Below are 17,464 nucleotides of genomic sequence, written 5' to 3'. Positions count from 1 at the left end.
CCGCTTTTTACTTTTATGTTTATTTCATTTACTGCTACATATTCTCCAAATTTCTTCGTCAGTTTTTCAGCGCTTATCATCTTTTTTCACCTCATCCATTACATATATAGTTAGTTAGTTAAGTAATTAAGTATAGTTATATTATATATTATTTTATTTATAAATTCAATACACTTTTTTATTTTAATTATAATTTAACTTTATTTTATAAAAAGGCATTAAATATATATATATATTTAATGCCTTTTTATCTTATAACATTTCTAATATTTTTTTATAAAACTCATCTTGATTGTATTCACATTCGAAAAGTTCATGTTTTCCTTTTTTCATAGGTATTATTTCAATATTTTCATTTTTTATAAGATCATAAGATTTTTTGTTTATTATATAATCTTCTGTTCCATATATCAATCTTGTTTGAATTTTTATTTGATCTATTTCTTCTAAAGCTTTTTGAGCTTCTACAAAAAAATTTTTTATAAATCTTATAGTCACTTTATCATGGACTAAAGGATCATTTAAATATTTTTTTATTGCTTCTTTATTTGTAGATAAAAGTTCGGGTGATATTCCATTTTTTACAGTCATTTTTGGAAATATACTTAAAATTTTTATTAAGTTTTCTTTTTGTTTTACATCTCCAAGTGCTGGAGAAGATAAAATTAATTTTAAAGGTTTTTTTTCTGTATACTCTGTAAATCTTGTAGATATACATCCTCCTAATGAATGTCCAAATAATATGTATTCATTTGGAACATAATCTTCTATAAATTTATAAAGTTCATAGAAATCTGGTATATCTCCTCTTTTTCCTTTAGAATTTCCATGACCTGGTAAATCAAATGTATAAACATCGTAACCTTTTTCATTTACAAGACTTATAAGTTTTGCATATCTTCCCGAATGTTCTCCAAGACCATGAATAATAACAAAATTACCAATTTTATCAATTTTTGAGTTCATTTTTCTCGTATATAGTTCCATTTATATCCCCCCTAATATATAACCTTATTATATATTATATTACATTATCCATAAAATTTTTTATCATTTATAGCTTCAAAGATTTTTTTATTACTTTCATATTCTTTTAACCTTTTTATTATAAATTCTATGGAATCTTTATTTCCTATATCAGATATTAATTTTCTCAATATGAAAATATTACTCATTTCTTCTTCATTGAGTAATAGTTCTTCTTTTCTCGTACCAGATTGTTTAATATTTATAGCAGGGAAAATTCTTTCATTAGCAATATCTCTTGATAATATAAGTTCCATATTACCTGTTCCTTTAAATTCTTCAAATATTACTTCATCCATTTTAGATCCTGTATCTACAAGTGCTGTTGCAATTATTGTTAAACTTCCACCTTCTCTTATTTTTCTTGCTGCACCAAAAAATTTTTTTGGGAAAGTTAAAGCTGCTGGATCTACTCCACCGCTTAGAAGTTTTCCACTTGAAGGAACATATAAATTATACGCTCTTGCAAATCTTGTTAAGCTATCCATTAATATTACTACATCATGTCCAAATTCAACTTGTCTTTTAACAAGATTTAAAGTCATTTCTGAAACTTTAATTTGATTTTTTGGATCCATATCGAATGGTGCTGCTATTATATTAGCATTTACAGTATCTTTTATATCGGTAACTTCTTCTGGCCTTTCATCTATAAGTAAAACATATCTTTTTGTTTCGGGGTGATTTTTTGCTATTGAATTCGCTATATCTTTTAAAAGTGTAGTTTTTCCTGCCTTTGGTGGGGAAACTATTAATCCTCTTTGTCCGAAGCCTATAGGAGAGAACATATCAACTATTCTTGAACTTAAAGGTCCTTTTTCATATTCTAAAGTCATTTTTTTTGTGGGATATTCAGGTGTTAGATTTTCAAATGATACTCTATCTTTTGCTTTTTCAGGTTCTTGATAATTTATCGCTTCTATTCTCAATAAAGCAAAGAATTTTTCTCCCTCTTTTGGAGGTCTTACTTGACCCGCAACAACATCTCCTGTAAATAAGTTGAATCTTCTTATTTGAGATTGAGATACATAAACATCATCAGGTCCTTGTAATAAGGAATTATCAACATTTCTTAAAAATCCATACCCATCAGGTAAAACTTCAAGTACTCCTTCATAGAAAAAATATCCTATTGATTCAGTTTGTTTCCTAAGAATAGAAAACATTAATTCATTTTTAGTCATTTTTGAATAATTATTAATCTGTAATTTTCTAGCAAAATCATATAAATCTTTTCTATTCATTTCATTTAATTTTGCCATATCAAATTCTACAGCTCTTATATTATCCTTCGTAGAATTTTTATTATTTTCATTCAAGTATCTGCACCTCCAGATGTTTATGAAAAATTTTTATTTATGTTATCAAATATTATTTTCTAATTTATTTATCATTTATATTTTACCACTTTTTCATTCAATAAAAAAAAGGGGCTCAAAGCCCCTTTAATTTCTTATTTTTCTTCAACTGGTAATAATTGAAGAATTGACATTTCAGAAGCGTCTCCTCTTCTTTGTCCTATCTTTAATACTCTTGTATATCCACCGTTTCTGTCCATATACTTTGGAGCAATTTCATTTACTATTTTTGCTGTTAATTTTCTATCATTGAAATTTTTATTTATTTCTCTACTTAAAGCCATTTTTTGTTCTTTTGTTTCAGCGGAGTTCGCTTTTTTTGCCTTAGTTAAGATTTTTTCTACAGCTGATCTCGCAACCTTAGCTTTTGTTGTTGTTGTTATTATACTTCCTGATTCAAATACACTTCTTGCTAAATTTTTGATCAAAGCCTTTCTATGTGAAGCATATCTATTGAGTTTTTTTGTCTTTACTCTATGTCTCATTAGTTAGAGCTCCTCCTTTCTTCCTCATATAACTTTTCATAGTCGATTTGGAACTTATCTTCTAATTCTTTTTTTATTTCATCAAGTGATTTTCTGCCAAAATTTTTGATTTTCATCAATTCTTCTGGTGTTTTTTTGAATAGTTCTCCAACAGTATTTATTCTTTCACGTTTTAAACAATTTTTAGCTCTTTTTGTTAAATCAAGATTATCTATTGGAGTTTCTATTATTTCTGAAGAAAGACCAAACATATTTTGTTCTGAGTCATCTTTATCAGACTCATCAGCAGCTCCACCCATATCCTGGACAGGTTCAAGCGCTTCAACAATTGATGTGTCTTTCCAAAGTTTTGCTATGAATATAAAATGTTCCATTAATATTGCTGTAGCTTCTTTTAAAGCTTCTTCTGGAGTTATATTTTTCTTTGTCCAAATATCTAATATTAATTTATCATAGTCTGTTCTCTTTCCTACACGAATATTTTCAGTTAAAAAGTTAACTTTAGTTACTGGACTAAATACTCCATCTATAAATATATATTCTACATCTGTTGGATGGTCTAATTCTGAAGATGGTATAAATCCCTTTCCGACTTCTGCAAATAACTCTATTTCTATTGTCTTTTCAGAATTGAAATGAGCTATTGTAAATTCTGGATTGGCTATTTCTATACCTGCTGGTGTTTGTATATCTCCAGCTTTAATTTCTCCAGGTCCTTTTTTAGTTATAGTTAAAGGAATAGTATCTGTAATCTTAGATAGATTTTTTAAGTCATCTATTTTTATTTGAACTTTTTTTAGATTTAAAGTAACTTCGAGTAAGTCTTCTTTTATGCCTTCAGCAACATCAAACTCGTGTAATTGCCCTGGAATTCTCATTCCAGTTATAGCCAAAGAGGGTACAGATGATAATAAAACTCTTCTTAAAGCATTACCTATAGTTATCGCATATCCCTTTTCTAATGGATATAATTCATATCTTGCATAATTATAGTTCAGCTCTTCTTTTTGTTCTATTAATTCAAATTTCTCAGGTTTTATTAATATGTCCATATTTTATATTCGATTCATTTTTCTACTGAATCGAAATACACCTCCTTTCCTGACTTTTGGAGCGAGGTGATCCTCAAATAAATTGAAAGCACCGTCATAATTACTTAGAATAAAGCTCGATAATATCCTGTAGATTTACAGGTACATCCATATCTTCAAGACTTGGAAGTCTTGTAAATGTTCCTTTAAATTGATCTTTATTTACATCTAACCAAACTGGTGATTTATTAAGCTTTTCAGCTAATTCCATACCTTCTTTTACCTGTTGTATTGTTCTACTTCCTTCTTTTATTTCAACAATATCTCCAGCTCTTAATCTGTATGAAGGTATATCTACCCTTTTACCATTTATTAAAAAATGACCATGTCTAATCATTTGTCTTGCTGTTCTTCTATTTACAGCAAATCCCATTTGGAAAACAACTGTATCTAATCTTGATTCTAAAATTTGCATTAAAGCTTCATCTGTTTTTCCAGCTTTTCTATCTGCTTCTTCAAAGTATTTTCTAAATTGTTTCTCTAATACTCCATAGATTCTTTTTAATGCCTGTTTAGATCTTAACTGTATTCCGTACTGTGTCATTTTTTTGTTATTTTTTCCATGTTGTCCTGGAGCATAGTTTCTTTTTGCAATAGCTGTTTTTTCTGTATAACTTCTTTCGCCTTTTAAGTATAAATTGAAACCTTCACGTCTTGATAATTTATCAAGAGGCCCTCTATATCTTGCCATTAAACAATACCTCCTTCAAGTCTAATTAAAATCTTTTCTTCTTTGGTCTACAACCATTATGTGGTATAGGAGTTACATCTCTTATTCCTTCTACTGTAAGACCAGCTGCTTGTAAAGATCTTATAGCTGATTCTCTTCCTGATCCTGGTCCTTTTACTGTAACATCAACTCTTTTAACTCCTAATTTCATTGCTTCTTTTGCAACTTTATCTGCTGCAAGCTGTGATGCATATGGAGTTCCTTTTTTTGTTCCTTTAAATCCAGCATTTCCACCACTTGACCATAAAATTGAATTTCCGCTTAAATCTGTTAATGTTATAATTGTATTATTAAATGTTGAATTTATATGAACTACGCCTTTATCGACTGTTAGTTTTTTTCTTTTTTGCTTTGCTCCTTTTTTAGCCATTAAGTTCTAACCTCCCTTTTTATCTTTTTCTTATCTTTGTTAATCTTGATCCTTTTCTTGTTCTTGCATTTGCATGTGTTTTTTGTCCTCTTACAGGTAGTTTTCCTTTATGTCTTTTACCTCTATAAGAACCTATTTCTATTAATCTTTTTATATTTTTATTTACTTCTTGTCTCAAATCACCTTCAACTTTATAATTTTCATTTATGAAATGAGATAATTTTGATATTTCATCATCTGTTAAATCTTTTGTTTTCTTTTCTGCATCTATACCTGTTGCTTGTAATATATCCATAGCTGTTTTATCTCCAATGCCATAAATATATGTTAATGCAATAAAAAGTTTTTTGTTATTTGGTATTTCAACACCAAGAATACGTGCCATTAACTAATACCTCCTTATCCTTGTCTTTGATTATGTTTTGGATTTTTTGAACATACTACCCAAACTCTTCCTTTTCTTCTTACTACTTTACAATTTTCGCATCTCTTTCTAACAGACGCTCTAACTTTCATACTGATTCCTCCTTAGTTCTCTTCGTTCAGATCAGTTCTCTTAATTTTTTCTCTTCTTACTATTCTTCCTCTATTTAAATCGTATATTGATACTTCTACTGTTACGTTATCTCCAGGTAGTAATCTTATGAAATTTTTTCTCATTCTTCCAGATATATGCGATAAAACTTCATGTCCATTTTCTAATTCAACTCTGAAGTTTGCGTTTGGAAGAGCTTCTAAAATTTTTCCCTGCATAGTAATTACATCTTTTTTCTTAGCCAATATTATCCCCCCTTCTTCTTATAGGGAATTGTATTCCAGGCTTGTCAACACTTCTGGACCATTTTCAGTTACAGCAACTGTATACTCAAAATGAGCTGCTTTACTCCCATCTCTGGTTATCGTTGTCCAACCATCATCCAATATCTTAACTTGCCAGTCACCCATAGCAACCATTGGTTCAATTGCTAATGTCATATTTTTTCTTATTTTAGGACCTTTACCTATTTTTCCATAATTTGGAACTTGAGGATCTTCATGGAGTTTTCTACCAACACCATGTCCAACAAAGTCTCTTATAACAGAAAAACCTTGTCCCTCAATATATTCTTGAACGGCATGTCCTATATCACCTATTCTATTTCCTATTATCGCTTGTTTTGCTCCTATTAACAATGATTCTTTTGTAGCTTCAACAAGCTTTCTTTCTTCTTCATTTACTTCTCCTACTATGTAAGTTCTTGCACTATCAGCAACATATCCGTCGAGTGTTATCCCACAATCTACAGATACAAGATCTCCATATTTAAAAATTTTTTCTTTTAATGGAAATCCATGAACTACTTCTTCATTAACAGATATATTTGTGGCGTAAGGATATTCAGCATATCCCTTGAATGTAGGTATTCCGCCAACTTCATCTACATATTTTAGAACATAAAGTTCTATTTCTTCTGCTGAAGTACCTTCTTTTACTATTTTCGGCAAAAGTTCATCAAGAAGACGGGCAAGCCTTTGTCCAGCCCGTCTCATTTTTTCTATTTCTTTATCTGTTTTTATTATTATCATCACTAACTCCCCTTAGTATATTAAACAACTCTTTTGTAACGTCTTCGATGTCTTGAGAGCCGTCTACTGTAAAAATTTTGTTATTTTTCTTATAATATTCAATTAAAGGAGAAGTGCTTTTTAGATAAACTTGGAATCTATCTCTAACAACCGTTTCCTTGTCATCATCTCTTTGTATTAATTTTGTTCCATCATCATCACAAATTCCTGATACCTCTGGTTTTAAAGTTATAGTGTTATAAACTCGACCACATTTAGGACATACTCTTCTACTAGTTATTCTTTCAACTATTTCTTCTTCTTCAACATCTATAAAAACAATTCCGTCAAGTTCTTTATCTATACTTTTTAATACTTCATCTAAAAATTCTGCCTGAGGTATAGTTCTTGGATAACCATCCAAAATAAATTTGTCTATTTTTTTTACTTTTTCTTCAACGAGTTCATTTACGATTTCATCTGATACAAGATTTCCCTTTTCAAGGATTTCTTTTACCTTTTTCCCAAGTTCTGTCTCATCTTTTACAGCTTCTCTCAACAGATCACCTGTAGAAATATGCGGTATATCAAATTCTTTGGATACTCTTTTTGCTTGAGTGCCTTTTCCTGCACCAGGTGGTCCGAAAAATATGAGTTTCATTTAAGTTCATCTCCTCCCACGGAGCTTTCCCTTTTTCATAAATCCTTCATACTGTCTTGCAATCATATGTTGTTCCATTTGTTGTACTATGTCTAATGCAACACCAACCGCAATAAGTGTAGAAGTTCCACCTATCCAAATTTCAACTCCTGCAGTACTTCTTATTAAATATGGCAATAATGAAATAACTACAAGAAATAGAGCTCCTATAAATGTAACTCTGTTCATTACATTTCTTATGTATTTCGTGGTTGGTTTTCCTGGTCTTATTCCAGGAATAAATCCACCATAATTTTTTATATTATTTGCTACATCGTTTGGATCCATAACTACTGAACTATAGAAATATGTAAAGAAAAATACAAGTACTCCGAATAATGTTAAGTACAATGGAGAACCCATTCCAAATAACCTATCGTCTACAGTATTTTTTGTAAATCTTGAAATCATGTCTGGTAATGTCATAATAGCTGATGCAAATATTACAGGAATAACTCCCCCGCCATTAACCTTTACCGGAATGTATGTTGATGATCCACCATAGATTTTATTACCTACTACTCTTTTTGCATATTGTACATTTATTCTTCTTTCAGATGTTTGTACTGCAACTACTGTTATTACTATTGTTACAGCTATAACTAAGAGTAAAATCCATTCTATAGGTGTTAATCCAACCAATGCTTGTGCAGCATATGCTGGATATCTTGATACAATACCTGCAAAAATTAACAGTGAAATACCATTTCCAATACCTTTTTCAGTCATCATTTCTCCAAGCCATAATAAGAACATTGTTCCAGCAACTATGGAAATTGTAGCCAATACTACAAATAAAAAGCCATTCAATGCTTGTGCTCTATAGTTAACAGCGGCTAATGAAAGCATTAATCCTTGTAATAAAGCTAAAACCATGGTTAACTGTCTTGTATAAGAAGCAAATTTCTTTCTTCCTGATTCTCCTTCTTTCAGCATTTCTTTTAAACTTGGAATTACAGAAGATAATAACTGCAATATAATGGAAGCATTTATATATGGAGTAACTGTTAATACAAATATAGAGAAGTTTTTTAAAGCTCCTCCAGAAAATACATCAAAAAAGTTTACAAATCCCCCTGCTGCGCCATTTTGTGTTGTGCTTAATGCTGCTTGCCAAGCATCAACATTTATTCCAGGTATAGGTATGAATGACCCAACTCTGAAAGCTATTAAAGCCAAAAGTGTAAAAATGACGCGATCCCGGAGTTCCGGGATCTTAAATATATTCCTGAATGCATTAGCCATTATCAGATCACCTCTGCCTTACCGCCAGCCGCTTCAATTTTACTAACTGCGGACTTAGAAAAAGCGTTTGCTTTAACGACAAAGGTTTTTGTTAAGTCTCCCTCTCCGAGTACCTTAACTCCGTCATTTACTTTGTGTATTATTCCTTTTTCTAAAAGTTTTTCTACAGTTATTTCTTCATTATTTTCAAATCTTTCTTCTAATGTTTTTAAATTAACTATTGAATATATTGTTTTAAATGGTGCATTTGTGAATCCGAATTTAGGTGATCTTCTGTAAAGTGGGGTCTGTCCGCCTTCAAAGCCTATTCTTACTGAGTATCCGCTTCTTGATTTAGCACCTTTATGACCTTTACCAGCTGTTTTACCAAGACCGGTACCTTTACCTCTACCTAATCTTTTGCTTTTAAATCTTGAACCTTGTGTGGGTTTAAGATTTTCTATTTTTAGCGCCATAACTCTTACCCCCTCACTTACGCTATTTCCTCGGTAACTACGAGGTGTTGAACTTTATTTATCATTCCACGTATTTGTGGATTATCTGGTTTTACCACTTCTCTATCTTTTTTTGTGAGACCTAATGCATCTAACGTTGCTAATTGTCTCTTATTTTTTCCTGCTCTTCCTCTTACTAATTTTATTTTTATTTCTGCCATCTCTTATCCCTCCCTGTGAGCGCCTTGGAATACTTGTTTCACAGAGATATCTCTGAGTTGTGCAACTTTTTCAGGTGATTTTAATCCTTTTAGTCCATTCATTGTTGCCTGTGCAAGGTTTAAAATAGTTGTAGAACCTAATGATTTAGTAAGAATATTTTGTACTCCTGCTAATTCAACAACTGCACGAACTGGTGCTGATGCTATTATACCTGTACCTGGTCCTGCAGGCATTAATAATATTTTTGAAGAATCCTGTCTTCCTTTTATATCATATGGAATTGTACCGTTTGATACAGGTACTTCAATCATATTTTTCTTAGCATTTTCTATTGATTTCTTTATTGCTTGTGGAACTTCTCTAGCGTTACCAAGTCCTACTCCAACTTTTCCTTTTTTATTACCAACTACAGAAACAGCTCTGAAAGATATTGTTTTTCCTCCAGTTGTAACTTTGGTAACTCTTCTTATTTCTATTATTTTTTCTTCAAATTCTTGAGCCACTTCAGTTGCCTTAAAGTTCTTCTTAGCCATTACTTTATTGCACCTCCCTAAAACTTGAGCCCAGATTCACGGGCTGCATCTGCAAGGGCTTTTACTCTTCCGTGATATTTATAACCGGCTCTGTCGAACGCTACATTTTTTATTCCTTTTTCTGTTGCTCTTTGAGCAATCAATTTACCTACTTCTTTTGCAGCTTCAACATTCCAAGTCTTTTCAAGTTTTCCTTTTAATGCCTTGTCCATTGTTGAAGCAGCTGCTAAGGTTTCACCTTTTGTATCATCTATGATTTGAACATATAAATGTTTTTCACTTCTGTTTACGACCATTCTTGGTTTTTCAGTTGTTCCACTTAATTTCCTTCTAATTCTTAAGTGTCTTTTTCTTCTAAGAGCCTTTTTATCAGCTTTCTTTATCATTAATGATCAGCCCTCCTTATACATTAAACTTTTTTACCTTCTTTTTTGATTATTACTTCATCAATATACTTTACACCTTTTCCGGAATAAGCATTTGGTTTTCTCATTTTTCTTATAATTGCAGCAACTTCTCCAACCATATATTTATCTGAACCTTTTATTATGATTTTATTAGGTGCTGGTACATCTATTTCTATTCCTTCTGGTGCATCGTATTCTATTGGATGTGAATAACCAAGGTTTAAAACTAATTGTTTTCCCTGCTTTGCTGCTCTATATCCAATTCCAACTATTTCTAATTCTTTTGAAAATCCTTCTGTTACTCCCGTTATCATATTTCTTATTAATGCTGTATATGTTCCTCTTAATGCTGTTAGTCTTTTTTTATCTGAAGCTCTTTTTAATGTTTCTTCTTTTAGACCAACCATTAATTCATTTTCGTTTATATCTATAGTAACTTCCGATCTAAATTCTAAATTTAATTCGCCTTTTTTACCTTTAACAGTAACTTTGTTTGCTTCTACGTTTATTTCAACGCCTTGTGGTATCACTGTAGGTTTATCTGCGATTCTTGACATTAGCAATGCACCTCCTTACCAAACATAACATACTACTTCTCCACCAACATTTAGTTCTCTTGCTTCTTTGTCGGTGAGAACACCCTTGGAAGTGGAAATTATGGCAATACCCATTCCACCTTTAACCTTAGGAATTTCTTCTGATTTAACGTATACTCTTCTTCCAGCTTTAGACACTCTTATTATACCATCTATTACTTTTTCTTTATTTCTTCTATCACCTTTATATTTTAAGCTTACTTTTAGAACACCCTGTTTTCCATCTTCTATGAACTTATAATCGTTTATGTACCCTTCTTTTTTTAATATATCAAGAATAGATTTTTTTAAGTTTGAAGCAGGAATTTCTACACTTTCTTTTAATACAGAGTTAGCGTTTCTTATTCTTGTAAGCAAATCTGCTACGGGATCACTCCACATTAACGTTTCCCTCCTTACCAGCTAGCCTTTTTTACTCCAGGAAGTTTTCCTTCTGAAGCCATTTTTCTGAAACATATTCTACATAATTCAAATTCTCTTATAACACTTCTTGGTCTACCGCATACCTTACATCTTGAATATTCTCTTGTTTTATATTTTTGTTCTCTTTTCCATTTTTCCACCATTGCTTTTTTAGCCATTTAATTTATCCCTCCAATCAATCTCTTTTGAATGGGAAACCTAGGTTTGCTAAGAGTTCTTTTGATTCCTCATCTGTATGTGCTGATGTAACTATAGTTATATCCATACCTTGAACTCTATTTACACTGTCAGGTCTCATTTCAGGAAAAATTAATTGTTCATTCAATCCAAATGTATAGTTTCCTCTTCCATCAAAAGAATTGTTAGATAGTCCTCTAAAATCTCTTAATTTTGGTAATACTATATTTATTAATTTATAGAGAAAATTATACATATTTTTTCCTCTTAAAGTAACCTTGGCACCTATAGGCATTCCTTCTCTTAATTTGAAGTTCGCAACACTTTTCTTAGCTTTTATTATAATTGCTTTCTGTCCAGCAATTTCTGTTAATTCTTGAGCATGTTTATCTACAACGCCTTTATTTCTTGAACCTTCGCCTATTCCCATATTTACGACGATTTTTTCTATTTTCGGCACTTGATTAATATTCTTATAATTAAATTCTTTTTGAAGAGCAGGTACAACTTTTTCAGCGTATCTCTCTTTAAGTGGAATGTAATCAGCCATTTTTATTATTCCTCCTCATTACACTTAATCAATGATTTCGTTACATTTTTTACAGTAACGAACCTTTTTTCCGTCTTCTAGTACTTTATAACCAACTCTAGTTGGATTTCCGCAGCTAGAACATACCAACATTACTTTTGAGGAATGTAATGGAGATGGTTGCTCGATTATTCCGCCTTCTTTCATTTGTTGAGTTGGTCTTTGATGCTTCTTTACAATATTTATATTATCAATAACTACTTTATGTGACTTAGGAATAGCTCTTAAAACTTTTCCCTTTTTCCCTTTATCTTTTCCTGAAATTACAATTACTGTATCATCTTTTTTTATTTTCATTCTATTCACCACCTTACCAAACTTCTTTTGCCAGTGATGCTATCTTTGTAAACCCTTTATCTCTTATTTCCCTAGCAACAGGTCCAAAAACTCTTGTTCCCAATGGCAAATTATTTTTATCTATCAAGACAGCTGCATTATCATCAAATCTTATGTAAGAACCATCTTTTCTTCCAACTTCTTTACTTGTTCTAACTATTACAGCTTTAACAATCTGACCCTTTTTTATATCTGTATGAGGAACAGCTTCTTGAACCGCACAAACAACTATTTCTCCTAATGTTCCAGTTGATTTATGAAAACCACCTAACACTCTTATTACCTTTAACGATTTAGCTCCTGAGTTATCAGCTGATCTTAACTTTGATTCTACTTGAACCATTAGTTTTCACCCCCAAGAATTTCCTCCACAGTTTCGGGTGTTTCTTCCTCAGACGCAAAAATATCTTTTTTTACCACTCTGATCAAGTTGAATTTTACAGTTTTTGATATTGGTCTGCATTCTTCTATTTCAACTATATCTCCAATTGATGCTTCATTAGCTTCATCATGAGCATGGTATTTTTTTGATCTCTTTATTGTTTTTTTGTAAACTGGATGTTTTACAAGGTCGTCTACTTTAACAACTATGGTTTTATCCATTTTATCACTAACGACTTTTCCAATTATTTTTCTTTTTGGCATTCCTTCTTACCTCCTTATGCCCAGTTCCCTTTCTCTAAGTATGGTCTTTATTCTAGCTATATCTTTTTTTACCTGTTTTATAGTAGCTGTATTTTTTAACTGACCCATTTCTAACTGAAATCTGAGCTCAAATAATTTCTTTTTTGTTTCTTCAAATTTTAGAGTTAATTCCTGATCTGTAAGGTTTTTAAATTCTGATGCCTTCATTATTTTTCACCCCCTATTTGATATCTAGGAACTATCTTGGTTCTCACTGGGAGCTTTGTAGCAGCATAGTGTAAGGCTTTTTTAGCTAGGGCTTCATCAACACCACCTATTTCAAAAAGTACCTTCCCTGGTTTTACCACTGCTACCCAACCTTCTACGTCACCTTTACCTTTACCCTGTCTTGTACCAATACCTTTTGAAGTTATTGATTTATCAGGGAAAACCTTTATCCAGATCTTACCACTTCTTTTTAATGTTCTAACCATAGCAAGTCTACATGCTTCAATTTGTTGAGCTGTTATCCATGAACCTTCGAGGGCTTTTAAACCCCAATCTCCAAAGTGAACAGTTGCTCCACCTTTGGTCATACCTTTTAATCTACCGCCTCTTTGAACTTTTCTATATTTAACTCTTTTAGGCATTAACATTGTTTATTTACCTCCTTTGGCTCAAAGCTGTACGTCACCTTTGTAAATCCATACTTTGATTCCGATAGTTCCGTACTTTGTTTCTGATTTTACTGATGCATAATCTATATCGGATCTCAATGTTTGTAAAGGTAATCTACCTTCCATGTACCATTCTGTTCTTGCAATGTCAGCTCCGCCAAGTCTTCCTGATACCATTACCTTTATTCCTTTTGCGCCTCTTCTCATTGCATTTCCAATTGTTCTTTTTAAAGCAACTTTATGTGAAACTCTTCTTTGTAATTGTCCTGAAATATCTTCTCCAACTAATTGTGCATTTGTATAAGGAGATTTTACTTCATGAACATAAACTTTAACTGCTCTATTATTTATCATATTTTTTAATATATCTCTTAAAGCTTTTATTTCTGAACCTTTTTTTCCTATTATCATACCAACTCTTGAAGCATGTATATCTACTTTTACTAAAGAATCGCTTGGTCTTTCTATTATAACATCAGCAACTCCAGCTCTTTCATATACTTTAGCAATATGATCTCTAATTAATTTATCTTCATGAAGGTATTCTTCGTAATTTTTTTCATTAAACCATACAGACTTCCAAGGTTTTGAAACTCCAACTCTAAAACCATATGGATGTACTTTTGAACCCACGAAATTCACCTCTCTTTTTATTCAGCTGTTCTATCCTTTACAGCAACTGTTATATGACACATTCTTTTTTGCAATATGTCAGCTCTTCCTCTTGCTCTTGCCCATAGTCTTTTCATTCTTGGACCTTCATTAATCATTACTTCTGATACATATAAATTTTCTGCTTTTAAACCAAAATTATTTTCAGCATTAGCTACAGCTGACATCAATACTTTATATGTCAATCTTGCAGCTTTTTTAGGGCTGAACATAAGTATTTGCAATGCTTCTGATACACTTTTTCCTCTAATACCATTTGCCACTGATCTTCCTTTACTTGGTGACATTCTTAAGTATTTAGCGGTAGCTCTTGCTTCAACTCTTGGTTTAGAAGCTTCTTCTTCTTTTCTTAATTTATGATAAACGGATCTTTTTAATCTCTTACCGTCTTTAACTCTTGAATAATTAGAAGCCATCTAAAACACCCTCCTTATTTCATCTTTCCTTTTGCAGCTTTCTTATCAACATGTCCACCAAATCTTCTTGTTGCAGCGAACTCTCCTAATCTATGTCCTATCATCTGTTCTGATATATATACTGGTATATGTTTCATACCATTATGAACAGCTATTGTATGTCCTACCATTTCTGGTATTATCATTGATGCTCTTGACCATGTTTTTATTACTTTTTTTTCGCCTTTTTCATTCATTATTCTTATCTTTTTTATAAGGCTTTCATGTACATATGGTCCTTTTTTTAATGATCTACTCACTTCGCTTGCACCCCCTTATTACTTTCCTTTTCTTCTTCTTACAATGAATTTATCACTTTTTCTTGCGCCTCTTCTTGTTTTATAACCTTTTGCTGGTGTACCCCATGGTGATTGTGGTAAATGGCCTTTACTTGCTCCTTCTCCACCACCCATTGGATGATCTACAGGGTTCATAACCATACCTCTTACTTTTGGTCTCCAACCTTTCCATCTCTTTCTACCAGCTTTACCATCTACTTCATTAGAATGTTCTTCATTTCCAACCATTCCTATAGTAGCTATACATGTAATTCTAACTCTTCTCAATTCTCCAGAAGGCATCTTTAATAAAGCATATTTTCCCTCTTTAGCCATCAACTGAGCATAAGTTCCAGCTGATTTTGCTATTTTTCCGCCTCTTCCTGGTTCAAATTCGATATTATGAACTAATGTACCTAATGGTATATTTTCTAATGGCATAGCATTTCCTGCTTTTATTTCTGCATTTGCACCATTCATTATTTGATCTCCAACTTTTATTCCTTTTGGAGCTAATATATATCTTTTTTCACCATCAGCATATACTAATAAAGCTATTCTTGCTGTTCTATTTGGATCATATTCTATCGAAACTACCTTTGCAGGTATATCAAATTTATTTCTTTTAAAATCTATGATTCTATACTTTCTTTTATGTCCACCACCACGATGTCTCATGGTTATTCTTCCATAACTGTTTCTACCTGTGCCTCTTTTTAAAGGTGCTATTAAAGATTTTTCTGGTTTATTTGTTGTTACTTCAGAGAAATCAGTTATTACCATAAATCTTCTTGATGGTGTAGTTGGTTTAAATTTTTTAAGACCCATTCTTCTCACCTCTCATTACAAATTGCCCTGAAGTTCTTTTATAACATAACCTTCAGATAGCTTAACTATTGCTTTTTTCCAACCGCTTCTGTAACCTTCACTTTTACCAAGTCTCTTTGGTTTAGCTTTAACATTCATAACAGTTACTTTTTCAACTTTGACATTGAATAATATTTCAATAGCTTCTTTTATTTCAGGTTTTGTTGAATCAGGTGCAACTTTAAATGTATACTTACCTTCTTGCATCATTGTATATGTTTTTTCTGTGAGGACTGGTTTGATTATTATGTCATATGCTTTTGTTTTTTCCATCATCAAAGCACCTCCTCAATTTTAGCTATCATATCTTTTGTCATTACAACTTTTTCATTGTTTATTAAATCGAAAATGTTCAAACCATCTATATTTACTTTTCCTTGATTTGGATTATCTGCAATTATAACTTTAACTTTAGGTATGTTTCTTCCAGCTAATTTAACATTTTCGTTATTTTCATTTTTGAATGGTAAAACAAATAATACTTTATTTGTTTCTAAGTTTAAATTCTTCAATACAACTTTCATTTCTTTTGTTCTTGGAGCTTCAAATTTTACATCATCTAATATGATTAAATTTCCTTCTGAAACTCTCACACTTAAAGCTGATCTCAAAGCTAATCTTTTCATTTTTTTGTTTAAAGATTTTTTGAAATCTCTTGGTCTTGGTCCAAAAATAACTCCACCTTTTCTGAACAATGGTGATCTAATAGAACCTGTTCTTGCTCTACCTGTATGTTTTTGTGCCCAAGGCTTTCTTCCTCCACCTCTAACTTCAGCTCTTGTTTTTGTAGATGCGTTTCCTGATCTTTTATTTGTGAGCTGCATATCGAGGTATCTATACATAACATCGTGATTTGGTTCTATAGCGAAAATACTATCTTTTAATTCTAATTCGCCAACTTTTTGGCCTTTGATATCAAGTATTTCTACCTGTGCCATACAAATCTAACCTCCTTATAACGTTTTCGGGCGTTTATTATTTCTTAACTTTTATTGTATTCCTTACAATAACGAATCCGCCCTTCGATCCTGGGACTCCACCTTTGACTGCTATTAGATTATTTTCTGGGTCTATGTGCACAACTTCTGAATTCAATACTGTATTCTTCTTATTTCCATACTGTCCTGCCATTTTTTTGCCTTTAAACACTTTAGCTGGATAAGATGCATTACCAGTTGAACCTAATGCTCTATGAAATTTTGAACCGTGAGATACTTCTCCACCAGAGAAATTCCATCTTTTCATATGTCCAGAGTAACCTTTACCTTTTGATGTTCCTATTAAATCAATTTTTTGACCTTCTTCAAATATAGAAACATTTAATTCTTGTCCGATTTCATATTCATCTACATTTTCCATTCTGAATTCTTTTAAGAATCTCATATCTTTTACTCCGGCCTTTTTGAAATGACCATTCAATGGTTTCGTGTTTTTTCTCTCAGGAATTTCTTCAAAACCTATCTGTATTGCATTATAACCATCTACTTCAACTGTTTTTTTCTGAACTACATAGCAAGGTCCAGCTTTTATAACAGTTACCGGGATGGCCTTTCCATCTTTGTAAACTCTTGTCATACCTACTTTTTTTCCTAATAAACCTTTCATTATTTACACCTCCAGAGCC

General features: G+C 31.7%; 32 protein-coding genes. All 32 read right to left on the bottom strand.

Features of this window, described 5'->3' with window-relative positions:
* Positions 1-252: 252 nt before the first annotated feature.
* The 32 genes from C7380_RS09195 to rplC all read right to left on the bottom strand — a co-directional run bounded on the left by C7380_RS09195 (position 253) and on the right by rplC (position 17,445).
* Positions 253-987 (bottom strand): alpha/beta fold hydrolase, encoded by a 735-nt coding sequence (locus tag C7380_RS09195; protein ID WP_109605211.1) that lies wholly within the window; start codon positions 985-987, stop codon positions 253-255.
* Between the two features lie 44 nt (positions 988-1,031).
* Complete coding sequence (gene rho, locus C7380_RS09190; RefSeq protein WP_109605214.1) at positions 1,032-2,288, bottom strand: transcription termination factor Rho; 1,257 nt, start codon at positions 2,286-2,288, stop codon at positions 1,032-1,034.
* Between the two features lie 191 nt (positions 2,289-2,479).
* Positions 2,480-2,869 (bottom strand): 50S ribosomal protein L17, encoded by a 390-nt coding sequence (gene rplQ, locus C7380_RS09185; RefSeq protein WP_109605210.1) that lies wholly within the window; start codon positions 2,867-2,869, stop codon positions 2,480-2,482.
* Positions 2,869-3,921 (bottom strand): DNA-directed RNA polymerase subunit alpha, encoded by a 1,053-nt coding sequence (locus tag C7380_RS09180; RefSeq protein WP_109605209.1) that lies wholly within the window; start codon positions 3,919-3,921, stop codon positions 2,869-2,871. The genes rplQ and C7380_RS09180 overlap by 1 nt, the downstream gene beginning before the upstream one ends.
* A gap of 100 nt (positions 3,922-4,021) precedes the next feature.
* Positions 4,022-4,651: a 30S ribosomal protein S4 gene (gene rpsD, locus C7380_RS09175; protein ID WP_109605208.1), complete on the bottom strand. Its 630-nt coding sequence runs from the start codon at positions 4,649-4,651 to the stop codon at positions 4,022-4,024.
* A gap of 25 nt (positions 4,652-4,676) precedes the next feature.
* The gene (gene rpsK, locus C7380_RS09170; protein WP_109605207.1) at positions 4,677-5,060 is read right to left on the bottom strand and encodes a 30S ribosomal protein S11; all 384 of its coding nucleotides are present in this window, start codon (positions 5,058-5,060) and stop codon (positions 4,677-4,679) included.
* 19 nt (positions 5,061-5,079) lie between these two features.
* A complete protein-coding gene (gene rpsM, locus C7380_RS09165; protein WP_109605206.1) occupies positions 5,080-5,445 on the bottom strand; it encodes a 30S ribosomal protein S13 in 366 nt (121 codons plus the stop codon).
* A 14-nt stretch (positions 5,446-5,459) separates the two neighbouring features.
* Positions 5,460-5,576: a 50S ribosomal protein L36 gene (gene rpmJ, locus C7380_RS09160; protein WP_109605205.1), complete on the bottom strand. Its 117-nt coding sequence runs from the start codon at positions 5,574-5,576 to the stop codon at positions 5,460-5,462.
* 12 nt (positions 5,577-5,588) lie between these two features.
* Positions 5,589-5,840, bottom strand: a complete 252-nt coding sequence (gene infA, locus C7380_RS09155) for a translation initiation factor IF-1 (RefSeq protein WP_109605204.1) — start codon at positions 5,838-5,840, stop codon at positions 5,589-5,591.
* Positions 5,841-5,858: 18 nt separating this feature from the next.
* The gene (gene map / locus C7380_RS09150; protein ID WP_109605203.1) at positions 5,859-6,626 is read right to left on the bottom strand and encodes a type I methionyl aminopeptidase; all 768 of its coding nucleotides are present in this window, start codon (positions 6,624-6,626) and stop codon (positions 5,859-5,861) included.
* Positions 6,604-7,266, bottom strand: coding sequence for an adenylate kinase (locus C7380_RS09145; RefSeq protein ID WP_109605202.1), 663 nt, complete (start codon positions 7,264-7,266; stop codon positions 6,604-6,606). Before C7380_RS09145 ends, map begins: the two co-directional genes overlap by 23 nt.
* A 6-nt stretch (positions 7,267-7,272) precedes the next feature.
* Positions 7,273-8,550: a preprotein translocase subunit SecY gene (gene secY, locus C7380_RS09140; protein WP_109605201.1), complete on the bottom strand. Its 1,278-nt coding sequence runs from the start codon at positions 8,548-8,550 to the stop codon at positions 7,273-7,275.
* A 2-nt stretch (positions 8,551-8,552) separates the two neighbouring features.
* Positions 8,553-9,005, bottom strand: a complete 453-nt coding sequence (rplO, locus tag C7380_RS09135) for a 50S ribosomal protein L15 (protein ID WP_109605200.1) — start codon at positions 9,003-9,005, stop codon at positions 8,553-8,555.
* A 17-nt stretch (positions 9,006-9,022) separates the two neighbouring features.
* Positions 9,023-9,205 carry a 50S ribosomal protein L30 gene (rpmD, locus tag C7380_RS09130; RefSeq protein ID WP_109605199.1) on the bottom strand — a complete coding sequence of 61 codons (183 nt, stop codon included), beginning with the start codon at positions 9,203-9,205 and terminating at the stop codon, positions 9,023-9,025.
* 3 nt (positions 9,206-9,208) lie between these two features.
* Positions 9,209-9,739, bottom strand: coding sequence for a 30S ribosomal protein S5 (gene rpsE, locus C7380_RS09125; protein ID WP_109605198.1), 531 nt, complete (start codon positions 9,737-9,739; stop codon positions 9,209-9,211).
* Between the two features lie 17 nt (positions 9,740-9,756).
* Positions 9,757-10,125 carry a 50S ribosomal protein L18 gene (gene rplR / locus C7380_RS09120; protein WP_109605197.1) on the bottom strand — a complete coding sequence of 123 codons (369 nt, stop codon included), beginning with the start codon at positions 10,123-10,125 and terminating at the stop codon, positions 9,757-9,759.
* Positions 10,126-10,148: 23 nt separating this feature from the next.
* Positions 10,149-10,703 (bottom strand): 50S ribosomal protein L6, encoded by a 555-nt coding sequence (gene rplF / locus C7380_RS09115; protein WP_109605196.1) that lies wholly within the window; start codon positions 10,701-10,703, stop codon positions 10,149-10,151.
* A 15-nt stretch (positions 10,704-10,718) separates the two neighbouring features.
* Complete coding sequence (rpsH, locus tag C7380_RS09110) at positions 10,719-11,123, bottom strand: 30S ribosomal protein S8 (RefSeq protein ID WP_109605195.1); 405 nt, start codon at positions 11,121-11,123, stop codon at positions 10,719-10,721.
* A gap of 14 nt (positions 11,124-11,137) precedes the next feature.
* The gene (locus C7380_RS09105) at positions 11,138-11,323 is read right to left on the bottom strand and encodes a type Z 30S ribosomal protein S14 (protein ID WP_109605194.1); all 186 of its coding nucleotides are present in this window, start codon (positions 11,321-11,323) and stop codon (positions 11,138-11,140) included.
* A gap of 17 nt (positions 11,324-11,340) precedes the next feature.
* Positions 11,341-11,892, bottom strand: a complete 552-nt coding sequence (gene rplE / locus C7380_RS09100) for a 50S ribosomal protein L5 (protein ID WP_109605193.1) — start codon at positions 11,890-11,892, stop codon at positions 11,341-11,343.
* A gap of 24 nt (positions 11,893-11,916) precedes the next feature.
* A complete protein-coding gene (gene rplX, locus C7380_RS09095) occupies positions 11,917-12,228 on the bottom strand; it encodes a 50S ribosomal protein L24 (protein ID WP_109605192.1) in 312 nt (103 codons plus the stop codon).
* Between the two features lie 13 nt (positions 12,229-12,241).
* Positions 12,242-12,610 (bottom strand): 50S ribosomal protein L14, encoded by a 369-nt coding sequence (gene rplN / locus C7380_RS09090; RefSeq protein ID WP_109605191.1) that lies wholly within the window; start codon positions 12,608-12,610, stop codon positions 12,242-12,244.
* Positions 12,610-12,912 carry a 30S ribosomal protein S17 gene (gene rpsQ, locus C7380_RS09085; protein WP_109605190.1) on the bottom strand — a complete coding sequence of 101 codons (303 nt, stop codon included), beginning with the start codon at positions 12,910-12,912 and terminating at the stop codon, positions 12,610-12,612. Before rpsQ ends, rplN begins: the two co-directional genes overlap by 1 nt.
* A 6-nt stretch (positions 12,913-12,918) precedes the next feature.
* The gene (gene rpmC, locus C7380_RS09080) at positions 12,919-13,119 is read right to left on the bottom strand and encodes a 50S ribosomal protein L29 (RefSeq protein WP_109605189.1); all 201 of its coding nucleotides are present in this window, start codon (positions 13,117-13,119) and stop codon (positions 12,919-12,921) included.
* Complete coding sequence (rplP, locus tag C7380_RS09075) at positions 13,119-13,547, bottom strand: 50S ribosomal protein L16 (protein WP_109605188.1); 429 nt, start codon at positions 13,545-13,547, stop codon at positions 13,119-13,121. The genes rpmC and rplP overlap by 1 nt, the downstream gene beginning before the upstream one ends.
* 21 nt (positions 13,548-13,568) lie before the next feature.
* A complete protein-coding gene (gene rpsC / locus C7380_RS09070) occupies positions 13,569-14,201 on the bottom strand; it encodes a 30S ribosomal protein S3 (protein ID WP_109605187.1) in 633 nt (210 codons plus the stop codon).
* A 17-nt stretch (positions 14,202-14,218) separates the two neighbouring features.
* Positions 14,219-14,656 carry a 50S ribosomal protein L22 gene (gene rplV, locus C7380_RS09065; protein WP_109605186.1) on the bottom strand — a complete coding sequence of 146 codons (438 nt, stop codon included), beginning with the start codon at positions 14,654-14,656 and terminating at the stop codon, positions 14,219-14,221.
* 14 nt (positions 14,657-14,670) lie between these two features.
* Entirely contained in the window at positions 14,671-14,955 is a 285-nt protein-coding gene (rpsS, locus tag C7380_RS09060) for a 30S ribosomal protein S19 (RefSeq protein ID WP_109605185.1), read from the bottom strand.
* Positions 14,956-14,973: 18 nt separating this feature from the next.
* Positions 14,974-15,801 (bottom strand): 50S ribosomal protein L2, encoded by an 828-nt coding sequence (gene rplB / locus C7380_RS09055; RefSeq protein ID WP_109605184.1) that lies wholly within the window; start codon positions 15,799-15,801, stop codon positions 14,974-14,976.
* Positions 15,802-15,816: 15 nt separating this feature from the next.
* On the bottom strand, positions 15,817-16,119 hold the full coding sequence (locus C7380_RS09050) for a 50S ribosomal protein L23 (protein ID WP_371682086.1): 303 nt from the start codon (positions 16,117-16,119) through the stop codon (positions 15,817-15,819).
* The gene (gene rplD / locus C7380_RS09045; protein ID WP_109605183.1) at positions 16,116-16,778 is read right to left on the bottom strand and encodes a 50S ribosomal protein L4; all 663 of its coding nucleotides are present in this window, start codon (positions 16,776-16,778) and stop codon (positions 16,116-16,118) included. The genes C7380_RS09050 and rplD overlap by 4 nt, the downstream gene beginning before the upstream one ends.
* A 37-nt stretch (positions 16,779-16,815) precedes the next feature.
* Positions 16,816-17,445 (bottom strand): 50S ribosomal protein L3, encoded by a 630-nt coding sequence (rplC, locus tag C7380_RS09040; protein WP_109605182.1) that lies wholly within the window; start codon positions 17,443-17,445, stop codon positions 16,816-16,818.
* Positions 17,446-17,464 lie beyond the last annotated feature (19 nt).

Source organism: Oceanotoga teriensis, from assembly GCF_003148465.1.
GTDB classification, from domain to species: domain Bacteria; phylum Thermotogota; class Thermotogae; order Petrotogales; family Petrotogaceae; genus Oceanotoga; species Oceanotoga teriensis.
Note: the sequence above shows the minus strand (reverse complement) of the source record. Positions and strands in the feature narration are given on the sequence as shown.